This is a genomic window from Halosimplex salinum, from assembly GCF_003730195.1.
In the GTDB taxonomy this organism is placed as follows: Archaea; Halobacteriota; Halobacteria; order Halobacteriales; family Haloarculaceae; genus Halosimplex; species Halosimplex salinum.
Genome location: NZ_QWGG01000004.1, coordinates 1 through 18786, shown reverse-complemented (window position 1 = coordinate 18786; position 18786 = coordinate 1). Strand labels below are relative to the sequence as shown.

The 18786-nt window shown below is 55.7% G+C and carries 13 protein-coding genes and 2 pseudogenes; 6 read left to right on the top strand and 9 right to left on the bottom strand.

What is annotated here, in order from left to right:
• The first annotated feature begins 766 nt into the window (after positions 1-766).
• From D1409_RS24500 to D1409_RS11360, 3 genes are all read left to right on the top strand, one after another.
• Positions 767-1204, top strand: a complete 438-nt coding sequence (locus D1409_RS24500) for a hypothetical protein (RefSeq protein WP_164471652.1) — start codon at positions 767-769, stop codon at positions 1202-1204.
• Positions 1205-1455: 251 nt separating this feature from the next.
• Entirely contained in the window at positions 1456-3729 is a 2274-nt protein-coding gene (locus D1409_RS11365; protein WP_123537112.1) for a phospholipase D-like domain-containing protein, read from the top strand.
• A gap of 82 nt (positions 3730-3811) precedes the next feature.
• Complete coding sequence (locus tag D1409_RS11360; protein ID WP_206425041.1) at positions 3812-4174, top strand: hypothetical protein; 363 nt, start codon at positions 3812-3814, stop codon at positions 4172-4174.
• Positions 4175-4380: 206 nt separating this feature from the next.
• Here the strand turns inward: D1409_RS11360 and D1409_RS25735 are convergent.
• The 7 genes and pseudogenes from D1409_RS25735 to D1409_RS25225 all read right to left on the bottom strand — a co-directional run.
• Positions 4381-4522: pseudogene (locus D1409_RS25735) on the bottom strand (TATA-box-binding protein); the annotation flags it as partial.
• Between the two features lie 143 nt (positions 4523-4665).
• Entirely contained in the window at positions 4666-6309 is a 1644-nt protein-coding gene (locus D1409_RS11350) for an ATP-binding protein (protein ID WP_123537110.1), read from the bottom strand.
• A complete protein-coding gene (locus D1409_RS11345) occupies positions 6309-6974 on the bottom strand; it encodes a hypothetical protein (protein WP_164471651.1) in 666 nt (221 codons plus the stop codon). Before D1409_RS11345 ends, D1409_RS11350 begins: the two co-directional genes overlap by 1 nt.
• A 73-nt stretch (positions 6975-7047) precedes the next feature.
• Positions 7048-8313: a DNA double-strand break repair nuclease NurA gene (locus D1409_RS11340; protein WP_123537109.1), complete on the bottom strand. Its 1266-nt coding sequence runs from the start codon at positions 8311-8313 to the stop codon at positions 7048-7050.
• Positions 8313-11024: an AAA family ATPase gene (locus D1409_RS11335; protein ID WP_123537108.1), complete on the bottom strand. Its 2712-nt coding sequence runs from the start codon at positions 11022-11024 to the stop codon at positions 8313-8315. The genes D1409_RS11340 and D1409_RS11335 overlap by 1 nt, the downstream gene beginning before the upstream one ends.
• On the bottom strand, positions 11021-12538 hold the full coding sequence (locus D1409_RS11330; RefSeq protein ID WP_123537107.1) for a metallophosphoesterase family protein: 1518 nt from the start codon (positions 12536-12538) through the stop codon (positions 11021-11023). Before D1409_RS11330 ends, D1409_RS11335 begins: the two co-directional genes overlap by 4 nt.
• Positions 12539-12586: 48 nt before the next feature.
• A complete protein-coding gene (locus D1409_RS25225; RefSeq protein WP_206425040.1) occupies positions 12587-12958 on the bottom strand; it encodes a hypothetical protein in 372 nt (123 codons plus the stop codon).
• A 70-nt stretch (positions 12959-13028) separates the two neighbouring features.
• Between D1409_RS25225 and D1409_RS25730 the strand changes: the two genes are divergently transcribed.
• On the top strand, positions 13029-13241 hold the full coding sequence (locus D1409_RS25730) for a KTSC domain-containing protein (RefSeq protein ID WP_123537106.1): 213 nt from the start codon (positions 13029-13031) through the stop codon (positions 13239-13241).
• A 52-nt stretch (positions 13242-13293) separates the two neighbouring features.
• The gene (locus D1409_RS11315; protein WP_164471650.1) at positions 13294-15180 is read left to right on the top strand and encodes an ATP-dependent nuclease; all 1887 of its coding nucleotides are present in this window, start codon (positions 13294-13296) and stop codon (positions 15178-15180) included.
• A gap of 183 nt (positions 15181-15363) precedes the next feature.
• Here D1409_RS11315 and D1409_RS11310 read toward each other — a convergent pair whose 3' ends face one another.
• Positions 15364-16161 carry a hypothetical protein gene (locus D1409_RS11310; RefSeq protein WP_123537104.1) on the bottom strand — a complete coding sequence of 266 codons (798 nt, stop codon included), beginning with the start codon at positions 16159-16161 and terminating at the stop codon, positions 15364-15366.
• A 103-nt stretch (positions 16162-16264) separates the two neighbouring features.
• Between D1409_RS11310 and D1409_RS11305 the strand changes: the two genes are divergently transcribed.
• A complete protein-coding gene (locus D1409_RS11305) occupies positions 16265-18394 on the top strand; it encodes a DUF262 domain-containing protein (protein WP_206425039.1) in 2130 nt (709 codons plus the stop codon).
• 286 nt (positions 18395-18680) lie between these two features.
• On the opposite strand, the pseudogene D1409_RS11300 reads toward D1409_RS11305, so the two are convergent.
• Positions 18681-18786 (bottom strand): annotated as a pseudogene (locus D1409_RS11300) (IS5/IS1182 family transposase); the annotation flags it as partial.

The window sequence follows — 18786 nt, the reverse complement described above, 5'->3', positions numbered from 1 at the left end:
GCACTCTGGGTGGCGGTGACCCGTTCGGTATCTTGAGAGTTGTAGCACTCACCAGTAGACGGTCGTAATCGACCGACGGACTTTGTTTCTGAAGTAGTGCGAGACATCGGAGTAATGCAGTTTCAGGAGCTGGTTTTTTAAAAGGGTAAGCCACTCAGGGAGTTACCGTTCTACTCACTGCACAGCTACGGCCGCACCGGACACCACGACAGACATGCTTCTTAGCCCCGTCCACGGCGATTCCAAGAGGGCCCCGTCGAATTTCCTAGAACCATAGTTCTTGTTTAGACGGCGAACAACGAGAACGATCAGCGATACCAAGCGCGCGTGAAACCGCTCTTCGATGTAATGCTTTCTCCAGAACAACGGCACTCAGCCGCTATGAGGGACACATCTTGGTTGATACGTTCTTAGGATCATACCTACAGGCACCCAATCAGAGGCACATCCGATCTGATACGGCCACAAGCACTAACGGCGGTGTGATGAGCAGCGCGCCTTTCAGAACCTGAAGAATGTTGAACGTCCGTATCCAGACTGTGCCGCTCGCATGAGTGCGGTTCTAGACGTTCCATTGAATTACCGACGCCATCACAGCAGGATTCGGAAAATCCGAGCCGGCAGAGAGTAGTACTTACTGCGGCTCTCGTCGTATTTCCCGAATCCGGGGGGCGGTGCTCTCAGCGGGCCAGGGTTTAAACCACGGTGGTTATTTTGCCGGTGTACCTGAACGGCAAGCAAATATACGCAACCGTTCAGAAGCACTATGACAGAGACACGCACAACCAACTCGGCTGACGCGGAATGGACGCATCCAATCCCGAAGGATATCGTCCTCTCCGTGGCTGACGAACACGAAATCGACGCAAAGTTGTTACATACACTTCTTGAAGAAGGAAGTTCAGTTTGGGACGGGCACAGAGAGGACCTAGAGGAAACCTTCTACGCGCTACATTTCGGACCGACCGGGTTCCGGACGTTCACAGTGGAAGGATTTCTGATCGCGTGGGGCCCGGACTATCACCCCAAATACCTCCTCCGTGACGTACATCTCCCTGACCATGCGGGAGATTACCACTGGGAAATGAGCGAAGTCCGCCTCCTCATGGCAGTAACACAAGCACATCGACGATTTGCTGGACGCTTACACGGCCGTGACAGTGATGACTGGTGCCCAGTCGTGATTCGAGGACCAAGCGAGTAATAATCTCGCTTACGCAGGGTATAGAACGATTCGAAGACTGCCTGTCTCAACTATTTCTTATAAATTTAACAATACAGGTGGCGGATCAACGACCAAATCCAGCGGTGTAGTGCCGTGGAATTCCCTTGTCTCCGGCACGGGAGGATGTCAGTCTCGCTCATCGCTGTCGAAGTGTCACCAAGTGTCGACAGCGTATGTTCTACTACCGCCCCACGGCACGGTTTTATTCGTTTCAGACCGCTGCCGTGTGTATGGACGAACTGACAGCGAATATCTCATTCGACCGATTCGCAGATATGCCGGAGTTCTACGGATCGGGGGCTGCGGAATACCGCCTGGCGATGGTGAAAGAGCGTGCTGACTTTCTCGATCTGTTCGCAGGCGCTCGTCACGTGGACGCCGTGACGTATGCGGAGACACCTGAGCTGATGGTACAGATGCTGACGGAGTACGACATCGGGTCGCTGGACGTACTTATCGGGAACGCTGAAGACTACGCCGACCAAGTGAACGAAGTGTCGACGGCGAGGTCACTCGTTCGACTTCGACAGGATGACCGACTCACGATTCGGCTGAAGAACCGGAAGACGGTCCACTCGAAGATTTACCGGATCGTTATGCCGGACGACACGGTGAAGCTCGTCCAAGGGTCGGCGAACCTCTCGCGGAACTCCTGGGAGTACCATACGAACCAAATCTCCGTCATTACGACCGATGTCGGGACCGAACTGGACGAAGAGTTCGAGCGGTTCATCGACGAGTACCGCGAAGGGTACAGCGACCAGACGCTCCTCGAAGGGCTCGTTGAGGCGCTAGAAGAAGCCGATTCGCCGGAAGAGCGGGAGAACCGCATCGAGTACTGGGTCGGAGCCGGCGACCTCGACGTGAGTGACACTGCCGCCCTGAATCAGGACGCCGTCGAGGACCTGAAAGACGTCGCCGATCAGGTCACTGCCGTCGTTGACGACCCAGAGGAGGCCGACGAGACAGTTGCATTCGTCGAAGAACCCGAGAACGCCGACCGCAACGTCATCGAGCCAGATGACTCCACGGACGAGGAAGACTCGACCGTCGCTCCGGACGAGGATGAATCACCGGACGTCGGGCTCGTCGAATCAGATCACGAAACGGGGCTGACGGACGGGCTCGACCGGCCGCGGATCCGCGCGCCCGACGAGAAGATACGAATGGGAACCAGCAAGGTGGACAAAGACACTGCCGACGAGTTCGGGTCCGGGCTCCGTGACCGCGGGGCGACCGTCGAAGACCACAGTATCACCGCGCCGCTGAGCGCGTACAATAACCAGGTCAAGGAGTCGACGGCCATCCCGACGATGTCCGTCCTTCCAGAGGCCGAGCAGGTCGTGATCGGGGAGGATGACGAGATGATTCTCGTCGCCACCGACGAGCCGACCCCCGAAGTTCTAGATCACTGCCTCGAAACCATCGAAGACTACATCGAGACCGTCCAGAACCACGGCCACACGCAATCCGAGACCGCAGTGATGGCGCAGATGTACGAGGCGTTCCTCTACGGGTTCTGGGCCCCGTTCGCCAACCAGTACGCCGAGGCCTTGTCGTCACCGTCACGAACACTAGACAACGTTCTGCAGCACCTCTACATCGAAGGAAAGAGCGACGCGGGGAAAGACAAACTCACCGAGTACATCCTGCGACTCGTCTCCGACAACACGGTCATCTCCGGTGTGGACGCAGACGACGTCGGCGTCAAAGAGGTCCGCGGCGTCCGCGAATGGGACACGTGCTTCCCGTACGCCATCATCGACGCCGAAAAAGAGAAGATCCAGCGCTGGAGCCCGATCCGAAACTACTGGGGCGACTGGACACCCACCAGCGTCGATCAGCCTTGCCTCATCTTCACGACCAACGACGCTCTCCCGAAATCCGAATTCCGGAACCGAATGAAAATCCTGAGCATGGACGTCTCATTCCCCTCCAACCCGGAGGATCCAGGCTTCCGCGAAGCACAAAAAGACCTCTCGGGCGTGCTAGAACGGCAGAACCCGATCTTCAGTTACGTGGCCCGCCGAATGCTCACCGAACAACCGTGGACCGACGGGAACGGCACTATCGAAGACGTCCGCCGTATTGTCCGCGAATTCTACGACGAAGCCGGTCGGGAGAAACCCGAGTATTTCCCCGCCGACGAACCGGCCGAGAAGACGTACGATACGGGGCGGCTGAAGTGGCAGCGCGACATTCAAGGCGGCCGTGTCACGTTCGAGTCGGAGCCGAATGCCATCACAGCTGACTTCGACCGCGAAGAGTACGAGGTCTACGACTACGAGAAACGCCTCCCCAAACGATTCATGTCCGAGAAATCGTCCACGAGCGTCTACATCGGCGCACCCGAAGAGTTCGCCGAGTGGATCGGATACTCCGTCAACGACCTCCTGAACGGAGCAGCCGAAACCGGCACAGACACCGAGCAGTCAACCACCACGGAAGACGCATCGGATACGGACAACTCCAGTGGATTCCTATCCCGGTTGTTCGGGGACTAGTCTCGTCGATTCTCTGTCCGACTCTCGCGGAAGACTACACGCGCTCCATCGCCTGCTCGGTCAGTCGGGAGAGATACGCCGGTTGGACAACTTCGACAAATTCTACGTGCTACCCCGGGACTACGCGTGGATGACCGCACAGAACCTCAACACGGAAGCAGACGTCATCGCCGCTGCCGCGACTATCTACTTCAACGACGATCTCGACGAAGCTACCACCGAAGAAGAGCTGGACTCCCTCATCACAGCGGCGAACAAGAACGATATCGATCTTGCGAAACCAGACATCATAGAGCGACTTGAAAATCGAGACGACGTCGAAGACGCCCCAGTTCCATACAGTTGGGTGCATCTCAACGAATTCCGCCTCTTCGAACTTCACAATCGATGCTTCGCTTGGTCCAGTCCAGATGGTCTACGCGATGTCGTAGATGAAGTTCCGTAACACGTTGTGCCGATTCAGCGCTGTCAGCCCGGATCAGATTCATTCCCCAGTTTCAACTATGTCAGCGACTGGAATTGACTCGACAGGCACGTTCACTGATGGTGTTGAGTCGGCTTCGATGAGTCCGAGGTCTTCCCCTCGTTCAATCACGGTCAAAATGGCATCCGTAACTGCCGGCTCATCCATCCCATCCACTGTTGCGATTACACCATTACCGAACAACACAGCGGTGGTCATTGGTTGGTCTACGTGGTAAATCAAACCGGGGAATTGTTCTGGCTCGTACTCGATATTCGCTAATCCGAGACCGATTGCGAGCGCATTAAGATTTAAATTGGATTCTAATTCGACGCATCCCGCTGTTTCACCCGTGTTCAGTTCGACACCAACATCAGTGAGCGCGTCTCGTAGCGTGCCTGGGGTAAGTCCCTCGGTAGTCATATGAATGGCACACCGAGCACCAGTGTTGTAAATCTACTGTGAGATAGTGATCAGTCTAAGCTCTGAACGCCAGTCGAATCTCCCTCCGCGAAATCAGCCGATTCGGACTGTGTCGGTTCGCGTTGTCGTTCGTCATATGCTTCGCGCCATTCTTCGATAACTGGCCTGCTTCCAGCACCGTGTGGTGTGCGTCGCTGTCGAACTTGGATCAGTGCTGGCGTGTTCATTGCGTCACCAGACACGACCGCTTGCCCTGGGGTTAAACCGGGCAACTCCCGAAGCACGTCCTCGCCAGCGGCCTCCACGGAGTTTTTGATCGCGTCCTGGTCATTCGGGTTTTTGATCTGCATCGAGATCTGGGTTCCGCACTGCGACAGTACGTCTTGATCGATTTTCGACGGACGTTGACTGATAATCCCGAGTCCGAATCCGAACTTACGGCCTTCAGACGTGATCGTTCGCATGATCCCTAGCGATGGGGCTTCACCGGAGGCTGGAGCAAAGCGGTGTCCCTCTTCGAACAAGGCGAAAATCGGATGCTCGATATCCGAATCCCGGTCTCGCACGTCATCAAGTCGCTCTCGATACATCCGCCGCAGAAGAACGGTCGTGATAAGTTGCTGGTCCCACTGATCCAACGTATCCATCTGGAGCACCGTACACTGCCCCGGATCTACAATCTCGTCCAGCGGAACGTTTTCTTCGGGATGGAAGAGATCATTCCGTTCAATCGACCGTCGGAGTCGCCACTCTAGTGCGCCGACACTCGCGTCATCATCGCCGTAGATCCGCTCCATTTCGGCAATGAGTTCGTCTATACCCCACGTCCGACTCTCTTGTCTCTGCATCGCGCGCCACGCCGTCGAAAGCCGCTCTTGCATCCGATTACTTGGGTTGTCCAAGATCGCCATCACGTCACCAATCTCAAGTTCAGAGATGCGAACTCGAAGGCGCTCCGGGTCGTAATACTCGATACTTGGTTCATACCCATCTGCACCTTGGAACGCCTCTTCACCCTGCATTTCCGCCAACGTGTCGTACTCACCGTGTGGGTCAAACACGAGCAGTGATGCACGCGAGCTCGGACGCATCATCTCCTCGATTAGGACCGACGCTGTGTAGGATTTCCCGCTCCCTGTTGAAGCGAGAATCGCTAGGTGTGTCGAAGCGAATTCTTCGATTGGAATGTGTAAATTTGTCGCCTCTGCTGGTCGATTCAACAGCCAGCCGATGTGCGCGACTCCGTCAAGTGTTGTGACATCTGTGCTGTCAGTTTCACAGCCGAGGTTCGGCAACACGGTTTCGAGTTGCTGGTGTGGTGCAATCGACAGTGGCGTCCCCGGGTCAGGCAACTGGCGAGGATTAGCGAACGTCGTCATGTTCGTATCGTAGTACCCGATGACCGTTGCTGTCAACCGGTACAACTCAGTGTCATCAGTCGGCACACCGAGCGTTGCCGCAACTGTCTCCGGCCCGACCTCCGGATCCGCAAGGAACCCTTCAGGGAGACCCCGAATCAGCTCACGGTTCGTCACGCGAGCGAACACCGATCGTGGCTCACCTTCAACCGAGACAGTGTACGTGATGAACTCACCCGTCTTGATCGACTTGTCCGACGGAGTCACGAACACGAATTCGTTCGGATCGTCACCCGGTCCAGCAACGGTGCCGACCACGTCTGATCGATCAGTCATCAGACCATCCCTCGCTGTTCCCGCGCTTGCCACTGCACGTTCTGTTCAACCACGTCTAGTACTCGCTGATTTGGATCGTCTTCCGGTAGCATCCCTCGTAACCGGTCAATCAGTGCGACGATGACCTCCGACCCGAGGTCACCAGCAATATCTAAGAGTCGATCCATGTACGCCAACTGAATCTGATCGTCGACGGTATGGAAGGAAACCGTGACCTGATCAGGACAGTGGAAGACGGTATCCTCGACTTCTAACGTCCACCGCGGCATTTGATGCGTTGGCTCTTGTATTGTCCCATCTTCGGCGATTTCTGCGGTACCGAGAAGCGCCACGCCAGCGAGCGTGGTGCGCTCTTCGATGTATCCCGGCGTGAATTGGGCCTGGTCGTCCTGCGCTAATCGCGGCCCGGTTCGTCCCTGGTCAGGATCGACTAACTGCGTGTCATAAATCACGCCCATGACTGCGTGCTCGGTTCCGTCGACAGTTTTCTTGATGAAGACGGGTTGTCCGAATTCGCGCTCGTGCAGTTCCGGTGGACGATCACAGTCTCGTTCCTTGTACACCTCGGCGACGTAATCCAGATGGCTGTTCGAGGACACGATGCTGCCAATCCGAACGCACGAATCGAGATCCGGACTGTCTCCGTCAGCCAGTGTGTCTGTCATAGCTTCGTCTCCGTACTGTCGTCTGGTCGTCGAGCGGTGCATCCTGCTGGTGCGTGTGGGGTGTGGTGGTGAATCATCGTCGTCGAAGTTCCTTGCTTAGTGCTTTGGCGTCCCATTCCAGCGGTACGTCGTTCGATTCAGCCCAGCGTTGGACGACGCGCTGGAACTGTTGGCGGTCCTGATGGTCTAACACAGCGTCACTGTCGGCCTGTTGCAGGATTTCAGGATAGCCACGTCCGATGCCTGCTTCTGCCCGCACAATATCGACGGTGTACTCGTACATCGAATCGTACCCGTCGGGACCGTTACTGCGGCACAGCCACCCGGGGAATTCGATTCGGTCGAGTCCAGCGCCTGGCGGTACGTTCAGGTACGAGAACAAGATGTCATCGCGGAATTCGTACGCTTCCCCGTTGTACGTTGTCTGCAACGCGTCGATACTCCCATCGCGTTTCGAGATGAACGGGATTGTCGTGTCCCCCCACGGGCTCATCAACTCCGTCAAGACGTGTGCATCCGGAATGACGCGATCCGTCCCGAATTCCTCGCGTAACAGGAGCCGTGTCATCTTCACGAGCTCAGTGGCGCTCGACCCGGCAACGTACCCGACCAGCGGAATCTCGTGGTGCTGACTCGCTGCAATAACTCGACTCAGCGTCGAAATGTACCGCTCTCGGGTCTCTGGCTTCAACGGATTCGCAAACGACGCGATCAACGGCCCGTCATAGAACACGACCGGCGTCTGATCGATATCACCTGCATCACGCGCATCAGCTAACTCCGAGAGTTGGTCGATGAGTAGCCGCCCTTCGTGTTCGAACCGGTGATGCCCCACGAGTTGGGAATCAACGAACCGGTAGTCACCGTCCTCTGATTCTTGTGTGACCTCGTCAGGCGTCAAGAGCCGTCCTTCGACGCCGCGGTCAAGCCGTCCCTCAGCGTGATGGTGGTTGACTGCCCATGCCGCTTGGACGTACGCGAGCGGAACGTTGAATTGCGTTGTCGGCGGGAGCTGTGACCCATCGACAGCCATCACCGGCACGTCACGAATAATATCGCGGGCCCACTCGTTGACCTCCTCGTGATTCTCCCACCCGTCACTCTCGGGGTACGGAACGATGAGACTATCCCCCTCATCGAACTCGTCTGTCGGATACGCCCCTGGGTATGACGCGTCCTGGAGCGACGCTCGAATCTCCTCGCTCGTCCACTCGTCGGGCAACCGCTGAAACGCGTCTTGATACCGCTCCACGATCCCCGTATCGTCTTCGAGATACGTCTTAATCGTGTCAACGTTCGCCTCCAATTCAGACGCGACACCGTGTTTATCGATCGGCATTAATTGACCGACACCTCCGACGTCTGCTGGTCTTTCTCGATGGTGATCGTGTAGTCAGTCATCGAATCGAACGTCTGGTCGTGACTAATGACCGTGAGTTGCTCGAAGCTATCCAGCTGTTTGAGCTGGGTGACAAGATTCCGTTTCTTTTGCCGATCGAGGTTCGCCGTCGGTTCGTCCAAGAATGCGATCCCCACGGACGCTAACTGTTCGAGAATCGCCAGTCGCACCGCAAGTGCAGCTGCCATCTTCTCCCCACCGCTCAGTGTCGAAAACGACTTTCTGACATCCGCATCGTGGACGACGATTTCGTAGTCGCTCGTCCACTCCAGCGTCTCAGCCGATGCGCCGCGAATCGACCGGAACAACTCATTCGCCCGGGATCCAATCCGATCGGTGATGATCTCCCGCATTTTCGGCCCGGCCTCACGGACGTTCTCCCGCACCCAGTCAGCGAACTGCTGGTCCGCTTTCAGTTCCTTCACCTGCTGAAGTTTCTCCTGACGCTCCTCTAGCTTCGTCTCCAACTCCTCGATCGTTTCACGAACCTCCGCCAGATTCTCCCGCTTATGCTCTAATGACCGCCGGTCACCGGCCAGTTCCTCCCGGAGTTCCTCGATGTCTGACTCCAGCGTCTCGAATCGTTCTTCATCGAACGACGCTTTCGTCTCCTCCAGTTCTGCCTTCGTCTCTTCGAGATTCGTTTCGAGGTCTGCAAGCTCGCTCTCCAGGTCTTCCACTCTCTCCTGACGCTCTTCCACTTGCGACGCTTGCTGCTCGTACTTGATATACGTTTGATGTGCCGACTCCGCCTCTTCCAGCGTTTCCTTGACCTCCGTCAACTCTTCATCCAGGCCCTCGAACTCCTCCAACTCGTCTTCGATTTCCGCCAGTACCGACTGTTCCTCCTCTAATTCCGCCCGTTTTGCCTCCAACTCATCAGGGACATCAGCATGCTCCTGAACTCGGAATTCAGCAGTCTGGTATTCGTCGTACGCCTCCTCCAAGTCATCCTGCTCGGCTTCAAGATCCGGGAGATCCGACAATTCGTCTTCCAAGTCCGCTAACTCCACCTCTGTCTCTTCCTTGTCGGCGCGCAAATCTTCGATCTCACCTTCCAACGACTCGATTTTGTCCCGATGCACAGGGAGCTTATCGACGCGCTGCTTGACCTCTCGCGCCGTGGCACGCCGCTCACGCAACGCATCAAGTTCCTCGGCGAGTTCCTCACGCTCCGTCTCGATTTCCTCGATCCGGGCTTCACGCTGCTCGATCGTCTTCGACCGGTGATCCTCGTTTAACGGACGGTCACACGTCGGGCACGGCGCATCAACATCCGTGTCACGCAACCTATCTAACTGTTCTTCGAGCCGCTCACGTTCGCTCTCCAGTTGCTTCCGACTCGCCTCTCGGTCGTTGATCTCACCGGAGAGAGCTTCCGGATCCGTCGTCCCCTCCCACTCGTCCTCTATCTCCGCAATCGTCTCTTCTTTCGCCTCGATTTCGCGCTCCTTCGATTCGATCTGCTCTGCCAACTCCTCGATCTCCACTTCGAATGCGTCTACGTCGTCTTCGCGGTCTTTCAACGACTCAATACGGTCATCGAGTTCCTCATACCGTTCTTTCGCCTCTTCACGCGCCTCCAACGTCTCCCGAGCGGTCTCCAGTTCTTCCAGATCCTCTTCCAGCTGTTCGACTTCAAATTCGATCGCCTGGATCGTGTCTTCCTGTTCGTCTCGGTCCGCGACGAGCGCGTCCCGTTCGACCTCCTGTTCCTCTAACTCATCCTGCCGCTCGCGTGCCTCCTCGTACCGACGGTGCCCTTCCCGGTTCGCCTCGCATTTCTCCTGTGCCTCTTCGGCGGCCGCGAGTTCCTCCTTCGCCGTCCCCAAATTGCTCTCTGTCGAGTCGATGTCCCCTTCCAGCGAATCAACCTCCTGGTCAAGGCGGTCGATTTCCTCTTCAACAGCTTCCAACTCTTCATACTCGTCTTCTTTCTCCGACAACTCGCCGGTTTTCCGTTCGATCCCGGCTTCAATTTCCTCAACGTCATCGGCCAACGACTCCGCTTCCGCTCGCTCGTCCGGCAACCCTTGCACCTCGCCGGTGAGCGTATCAATGTCCCTACGGAGATCCTGCTGCCGACTCTCGATTGCGTCCGGCACGTCCTTGAGCGTCTCCCACGACTCCTCGTACGCGTCCAGATTCAGGAGCGCATCGAACGTTGCCTTGCGATTTCGAGGCGTTTGCGAGAAGTCCGATAGGAATCGCGTTTGAGGTACCCCGATGCTGGAACTCCAGAGACTGCTAAGCTCGTCGCCATCTTCCACATCGAAGCGCGCACACAACCAGTCCACCAACTGCGTCTTGGAATCGATGTCCTGATCGATCCACTCGTCAGCATCGGGATCATACCGGTGCACGCCGTACTTCGACCGGCCGACGGATCGAACAACTTTGTACCGGTCCGTCCCGTTCTGTGTATCTTGCTCGAACGTGACTTCGACTGTTCCTGAACTTGCGCCTTCCCGCACGAACTCCTTGTTGTTGAACGGGAGCGAGTCGAACAACGCGAATCCGATAGCCTCCTGAACCGTCGATTTCCCCGCGCCGTTCTCACCGAGAATCGCCGTCACGCCGCCTTCGATTGGCACGACAGTCCGATCCTCATACGACTTGATGTCTTCCAACGCAACTTCCGTGATTCTCATTGCTCCACCACCTCCCCTGCCTCCGCCTCTCCGTCTGCTTCGTCGCCGTCTGTCGTGTCATCAGACGCTTCCTCGCCTGTGTCGGCATCGGCGAACGGATCTTCTTCAATGTCCAGCACGACGTCGTCTGTCAGCTCCGGGAACAACTCCTGGCGCGCCGAACTCACGGAGTCACGGATGTCCTCAACGGCTTCGCCAGCTTGAGCCATCTGATGAGCGTTCCCTAACACGTCAGCGACATCGGCTGCGTGGTCATCGTAGATCGATTCCTTCGCAATCGTCTCGAAAACGCGGTTTTCTAACGCAGCCGTGTTCAACTGCCCATCCTTGAACACTTCGTCCTCGTCAATCTCCGAGAGGAGTTGCTGCACGTTCGCCGTCCGAATCCCTGTATTCACCTGGACGTACAACGCGTCGCACGCGTCTTCCACCCACTCCGCAAGCTCATCCGTCCGGAAATCTCCACGGCTGAACTGCAACGTGCCCGTGAACCGAAGGTCGATAATCGGGTCTCGCGGCTCACCCTGTGCCGTGAACGCGTCCTGACTGCAGTATTCTGTCATCGCAGCCTGCTCATCCCGAACGTGCTCCTGAAACGCGGTTCCGAGGTCACCAGGTGACTCATGCGCGGTCACGTCGAATTCAATTCGGTAGTACGGCCGTCGCTTCGTCGGGTGATGCGCCACGTCGCACCCAACCGCGTCACCACCAGCCTCAGATTCTCCGGCGTTGAGTGTAACCGAGTAGTAGCCGTGCTCCCACTCAGCCCGTCCTTCTCGCGTGTTATGCGCTTCCGGCGACCCGGGATTGTAGATCCACTCGCCCGACTCGTACCGCTTGTGAATGTGCCCGAGCGCCAGGTAATCCACGACATCCTTCACGTCTCGCAGTTCGCCGTGGGTGACTGTCCCGCCGAGCGTCGGCACCTCATCTTCCATCCCGAAATGCGCCAGCAGCACGGTCCACGCCGGTTCCCCATGCATCTCATTCGTCTCCTTGATCCCCTTCGCCACTTGCTGGAGAGCCTGGTCTGTCTTCGCGCCGCGCCACTGCAGGCCGAACACGCGAATCGGCCCGTCTACGTCCGCGACATCGATGTCATAAAACCCTGCAGACTGCCCCGGTTCGTCCGGATCGTGCGGGTTGAGCCACGCTGTTTCGGGATCCGCATTCAGGTTGGCTTGCAAGAACACGATGTGTCCGCGCTGATGCAGGTAATTCAACCACGTCACGTCACGCGGTGTCAGGTTTTCATCGTGGTTGCCACGCGATACTAACACCGGTACCTCATCAGGTATCCGTTCGAGTTCCTGTTCGATCTGATGCAGGATCTTCGGGCGCAAATCCCGTGAGTGGAACAGGTCGCCCGGTAACAGAATCGCATCCGTCCCGCGCTCCTCAATCATCTCTTGGAACGCAGCACGCGTGGTCGATACCATATCGTCCTCGCGTTGTTTCAACCCGTACTGTCGATGGCCAAGATGCGTATCAGCGATGTGCGTAAGTGTCAGCATGATCAGTGTGTTGTGGAGGGTACTTGTTCAGCCGAGCGTGCTACCAAATCACGGGCCTGAAAGTATGTGACTACGTGTAACCGGACGACTATTAAACATCATCCAACCAGGGTGAAAGTGAAGTAAAAACGACACACAATCGTCAACCGCGCTCGTGACGCCGTCAAACAAGGCCGCAAAGACAAACTCGGCCTCTTCATGATCACCCAAAACCCCGAAGACATCGACGGCGACATCCTCAAACAAACCAACACCAACATCTTCCTCGGTCTCCGCGAAGAAGTCATCACCAAAGTCCCCTCCATCCCCCGCGGCTACGAACAAGACCTCCAAAAATACGGCAAAGGCCAAGCCGTCATCAAAGCCCCAGACGTCGAAGCCGTCGAAGTCAAAGGACTCCCCTACTGCCTCACCCAACACAGTAACTGAAGCTAGACAAATCGTTATTTAATGGATAGAACTAAATGACTATTCTGCCACATAATGCAGTATGAAACGGGCCCCCGTCTCCTCAAGTAACCTCAGTAGCGTAGGGTATGATGAGTCGAACCAAGTTCTAGAGATTGAGTTCCACGGTGGAAGAGTCTACCAGTATTTCGATGTCCCCAAACGAATCCACCAGGAACTCATGAACGCCAGTTCGCACGGGAAATACTTCCACCGGAATATCGAAGATAAATACCGATACGATCAGATCAAATAATGCGTGTCAATTTAGTCCGTGTCCAAGATCCCCGAATCGAGAGGGCGGAGCCGTGAGTGACGGACGGACTCACGTTTCACGACTCTCAGTCAAGAACATCGGGAAATTTGAAGACTTAACACTCCAGCTGACCCCGTTCACACTCTTAGTGGGTCCTAACGACGCTGGAAAAACCACTCTCTTGGAGGCATTACAGACTGTATGCGATCATTCGAAGCTGGACATTAAGCAAATCCGGCGTGATGTGACACGAGACACCGGAAGAGCACCCGACGCCTCAATCGAGGCGATCATTGAAAACCCGCCGGACGATCTGGCAGACCGTGCCAATCTTGAGGAGGGCGATGCTGCAGGGCTGAAGATCGAATGGGAAGTAACTGGAGATTCAGAAGAAGATGTCTATTTGGAGTCCCCAGACCACTATCTCAGAGAGCGGGTTCCCGAAGATGAGCGGCTCCACGAATGGGACTATTATGCGGATGGCGAAAAGGAGATTCTGGAGGATTACGATATTGAGCCAGGAAGCAACGCTGATGAGCGGGAAGAACAGTTCGAGGAATTGAAGGCTGAGATCCTCGAAAATCCTGAAGACACCTGTCTTGATTGGATCTCTTGCGGAACCAGAGAATTCGGTCGTTTAGCTCCAGCCAGTGAGCAAATCGATACCGAGGATGTAGACAGCCCAATCAAGTTACTCTCAAAACTACTCCGTCAAGAAACCAAATCGTTCCTCTATGCCGAGGATGAGGATGGTGAGAAGAGTGGAGTTGACGAACTTGTCGAAATTGAAGAGCAAGCGACGGATGCGCTTAACGAACGACTCGAAAGCCTCTCCGACAGGATGGAGCGATACCTCCCCGGTCTGGACCAGATCACAGTAGATCCTGATTGGAGTTTTGTCAACGGAGCAGATCTCTCCAACATCGTGCTTCGCCGAGATGGTGAACAGATCCCGCTTCAAGAACTGGGTGGCGGAACTAATGCCCGCTCGGCCCTCTCAATGCTTGAATGGAGCGCAGAGGCCAATAAAGGAAAAGAATCCGTCATCCGGACGATGGACGAACCGGATCACCGCCTCCATTTTGACGTCCAACGGAGGCTGATCAATCTTCTCCGGAGCGATATCTCGGGTGAAGATAGTTATCTCTCCCAGTGTATCGTCTCGACTCATAGTTTGATTATGGTTGATGGGACCCCGTTACACGAAGTAGTATATCTCCCTGAAGAAGTGGATCCGAACGACGAACGAGCGCCGCTAGTTTCGAAAGACGAAGCAGAGGCGGAGGATTTCATGGGCAACATCATGGCCGGTTTGGGACTCTCTGCCAGCTGGGTCTATCTCGAACGAGCGATGATTGTCGTAGAGGGCGCAACTGAACACAACTATATCGAAGAACTATACCACCAAGTCACCGGTAGCACCCTCGTCGAGGATGGGGTCCAAGTCTGGGACAGTCAGGGATGTGGCCATATCGTAAAAACCCTCCAGCGGCTTCAGGATAGCGGGCGAGCACGAACGTTCGTTATCCTGGATTCCGATGCAAAAGAGGAGACCCATTATGAAGATACTCTTGAAGACCACCTTGAAGATATATACGAAGTCGGAGGTTCGGAGCCAGAACTCGTCTGGATCGGTGACAAGGAACTTGAAGACACGTGGGAGAAGGACGACTTAGCCCGACTCGCTGAAGAACACTGGCCGCGTGCAGATGGCAATGACTGGGATGAAATCCATTTCCAGTCAGTAGACGGGGCAGAGAAACCGAGTGACGAAATCGTTGACACCATCCGAAGTGGCTGCGCGCAGAATATTCCAGACTGCCCCAGTGTGACTAAACCAAACATAGGGCTTAAGATGGGGAGATTAGACGATGTAGAACACCCTACCGAGATTGTCGATATTATGCAACATGTTCATGAATACTGTAGCCAGAACTGAGAGAGAAGCATAGGTTGTCTCGTCAACCGTAATACTTCGAGCTACTATCGATCCAGCCTGTGAGCGAAATCCCACCACAGCATGTCGTCCGGCTTGTTCGTCTGTGAGCGTCACCTCCGCTGCGTAATCTAGGTGCGGAGTTCTGCGGCCGCAATGATCGGCAACGGCGTCGTATAATGCCTCTTAGAAGATTGCATCGGCATCACTCTCTGTCCAGTTCGTATCGTAGCTTGAGAACACCGCGGCGTCGAAGACACAGGGGAGCACATCGGCTGTTGAACAGCCGTCTTGAACGATGTCCATGATGAAGTGGTAATACTCCGGCGTGCTGAGTCCTGACCCGGAAACGTGGTAGGGAAGATCGAAGTTCTTGTTCAGCCACTTCGTGATACGAGAATCAAGTGGAATCTCGAACCTTGTCAGACCGAGAATCTGGAGGATGTTCCGCGCTTGCTTTGACCCTACTCTGTGGAGTCCATCACCAGCGAGCCGCTCGGACAGGTAAGTCGCTGCTTCACGCTCCGTCTCCGGATCACCGGCTTTCGGCTCTCGCGTTCGTGCCTCCCGTAACAGCTCCAGTTCACTCCACAGTTCGTCCCATCCTCCAGAGTCCAGACGTTCGAGATTCGCCTCACAGGCGTCACCGATGTTGTTGTAGTACCGAATCCCCCCGTGTTCTTCGAGCGTCTCAGAAACGAATCCGCTGACGTCATCGACATCCCGACACTGATCGAGACTCACCGTCTGAATTTTGTTCTTCAGAAATTTGGACACATGACTGTCCGGTCCTGAGCGCTGCTGGGAGGTGAGTAGTGCTGCGAGATGCGCATTCCAGAACTGATCCGGAGTGATTTCGATATCGGCTTTGGACACGTTCTGTTCCCGTCGTTTCTGCACAAACGGGTCGTCTTCTTGGTTGGTGATTATCTCAAGAACGTTGTCGATCTCCTCGTCCGAGAACGTCCATTCGACCTGAGCCATATGTATCCGTCTTATGCACTGCCGAAAAATCTGTTGAGGATGTTTCAACTCCAGTAGCGTGATTCCCACAGGAACTTTCTGCCTTCTCTGAGCAATCCGGTGTATGGAATCGGGAAAGAAATCGTTAGAAGAACTGACGACAGCAGGGGTGTTCCACGTTCCGGAGTACCAGCGGTACTACTCCTGGACCGAGCCGGAGTGGGACGACCTCTGGACTGACCTCTACACGCTACCTCCGGACAAACAGCACTACTTCGGGACGATTATCATCCAGAAGACGGATGAAACGGAAAGCGGTGGGAGTACTGGTGGATACGGCTCTTCCAGAGAGAAACCGATCAACCTCCTCATCGATGGCCAACAGCGTCTCACCTCGCTTGCGCTGTTGGTGCGCTCGATGACGGAGTGTCTGGAAGATATCGCACCTGAGACGGATCACGAGGCCGAGATACTCGGCGACGTCGAAGAGATGCGCGAGACGCTTCTCATTGAGGACAACATCTACCAGCTCCAATTACTTGACGAGGAGGACAACAAGTATCTCGAATGGTTGCTCACTGGGCACGACCTTCACGAACCGGAGCGCCCGTCCCAGCGGAAGATGATCGAGGCGAAGGAATACTTCGACGAGCAACTCGATGATCTCACTGCGTCCCCTGATGTTAATCCCGTAGACGTCGCCACCAAGCTCAAGCAACTCTGGGAAACCATCCTCGAACTCGAACTGATGGTGTACGTCGTTGACGCAGCCAACCCCGAGAAGGCGACGCTCATCTTCGACAGCGTCAATGATCGTGGTCGATCACTCTCAACGTTCGACAAGACGAAGTCCTTCCTGATGCGGATGGCCTATCTCGCTGCGGACGACGAAGGCGAGGCCCAAGCGACCATTCGCCGCATTCGGCAGTCGTTCGGGGAGATGTACAATGACCACCAAACGATGCTGGAGTCACCGTACATCACCGACATCAGTGATGATGCAGTCCAGCGGTACCACTTCATCTCGTACTTCGACTGGTCGAACTCTGACGAGTACAGCGATCCTGCCTTTCTCAGCGAATTGAAAGAACACGTTCGTACGCTTCGAAGGGAGGATCCCCAGGCGTGCTTGGAATACATCCAAGACTACACTAACAGCTTAGAGCGAGGATTCAACGCGTTAGCGAAAGTACTCGACCGTACTGGTGACGACGACATCTCGACGCTTGTCCAGCGGATACATCGCCTGCGTCATGCGACGAAGTTCTACCCGTTGCTCCTCAAAGCGTGGCCGAACCTCGATGAGGATGGGAGACAGGAGCTCCTGAACGCCATTGAGACGTACATCTTCCGCGTCTACTCCATTGGCAACCATCGAAGCCACACTGGTGAGTCCAGCCTCTACGTCCGTACACGGAACCTCAGCAAGGACAGCCCTGCGGATGTCTGGGTGAGCAAAGTCGTCTCCCTGATGAACCGATACGAGGATGACTCCCAGTTCCGGCGATCATTGTCCGCTTCTGACCTCTACTCGAAAGCAAGCTCACAGGATCTCCGGTACCTCTTCTACTTCTACAACGAACACCGAGCTGACGAGAAGGGGGAACGTGGGGGCCCGACGCTCTCGGAAGCAATGAGTAACGAATACACGGTCGAACACATCTGGCCACAGAGTCCTGACGAACTCCCGATCCAGGCTGCCGACGAGTATCCTAGTCCCGAAGCTCGGTATGATGCATATGTTCACCGCCTCGGGAACCTCACGTTGGCAAGCAGATCGTGGAACTCGAAGTGGGGGAACGCTGCGTTCGAGACAAAGCGCGACGAGGGGTACGTAGAGTCGAAGCTCTGGGTGCAGTGGGACATCCAAGACAACTACGACGAGTGGTCCGTCGAAAATATCGAGGACCGCGAAGAGGCGATAACCGAGTTCGTTCTCGAAGAATGGGAGACCCCTGAGACACGTCTTGGCGGCGTTGAAGAACCTGCAGACGCCATTGACCGGCTGACGACGGAGGAACAGTTCGTCCTCAAGGCACTCCGCCAGAACACCGGCGGCGCGGTTCGCCGTGTTATCCACGGCGATGTGTGCGAACTCCCTGATTCACCGTTCAAAGAACCAAATTCGAACGGTACAGAACGAAACGAGGTAGGTTCGATTCTGAGTCGCCTCCAGAACGTTGGTCTCGCTGAACAGAACAAGCACACCTGGTCACCCACCGACGAGGCGCTTACCGTGGAGGCCCCCACCTAACGCCCGGTTTCTGCGAGCCGTCTAAACCTCGCAGTCCGAGTTTTCCTTGTGCCCGTGATCGATGTGATGGATTATCACGCGTGTCGAATATTTATTCGGCCCCAGCCAATCGCCTGTAAATGAACCGACCGCTTAGTCGTCGTTCGCCTGGCTTGCTTGGAGATCTCGGATGATCTGAGCAGCTTCTGACGCGACATAGTCGTACCCGCCTTCGATAGCCAGCCCCGCTGTTTGTCCCATCGCCTTCTCCATATGCCCTATGTAGGAGCGTGTCATAGAATCCATCTCATAGCTTCTCACAGCCCGGATCGTTTCCTCGTTCGAAGTTGGTGATTGCAACGACGAGCCGCAGACACAACGCAAGGAACACTTCTGTTCGTGCGTGGACGCGG

Coding starts and splice junctions, on each gene's coding strand:
- D1409_RS24500 (WP_164471652.1), top strand. CDS start 767: ATGACAGAGACACGCACAACCAACTCGGCTGACGCGGAATGGACGCAT.
- D1409_RS11365 (WP_123537112.1), top strand. CDS start 1,456: ATGGACGAACTGACAGCGAATATCTCATTCGACCGATTCGCAGATATG.
- D1409_RS11350 (WP_123537110.1), bottom strand. CDS start 6,309: ATGACTGATCGATCAGACGTGGTCGGCACCGTTGCTGGACCGGGTGAC.
- D1409_RS11345 (WP_164471651.1), bottom strand. CDS start 6,974: ATGACAGACACACTGGCTGACGGAGACAGTCCGGATCTCGATTCGTGC.
- D1409_RS11340 (WP_123537109.1), bottom strand. CDS start 8,313: ATGCCGATCGATAAACACGGTGTCGCGTCTGAATTGGAGGCGAACGTT.
- D1409_RS11335 (WP_123537108.1), bottom strand. CDS start 11,024: ATGAGAATCACGGAAGTTGCGTTGGAAGACATCAAGTCGTATGAGGAT.
- D1409_RS11330 (WP_123537107.1), bottom strand. CDS start 12,538: ATGCTGACACTTACGCACATCGCTGATACGCATCTTGGCCATCGACAG.
- D1409_RS25730 (WP_123537106.1), top strand. CDS start 13,029: ATGAAACGGGCCCCCGTCTCCTCAAGTAACCTCAGTAGCGTAGGGTAT.
- D1409_RS11310 (WP_123537104.1), bottom strand. CDS start 16,161: ATGGCTCAGGTCGAATGGACGTTCTCGGACGAGGAGATCGACAACGTT.
- D1409_RS11305 (WP_206425039.1), top strand. CDS start 16,265: ATGGAATCGGGAAAGAAATCGTTAGAAGAACTGACGACAGCAGGGGTG.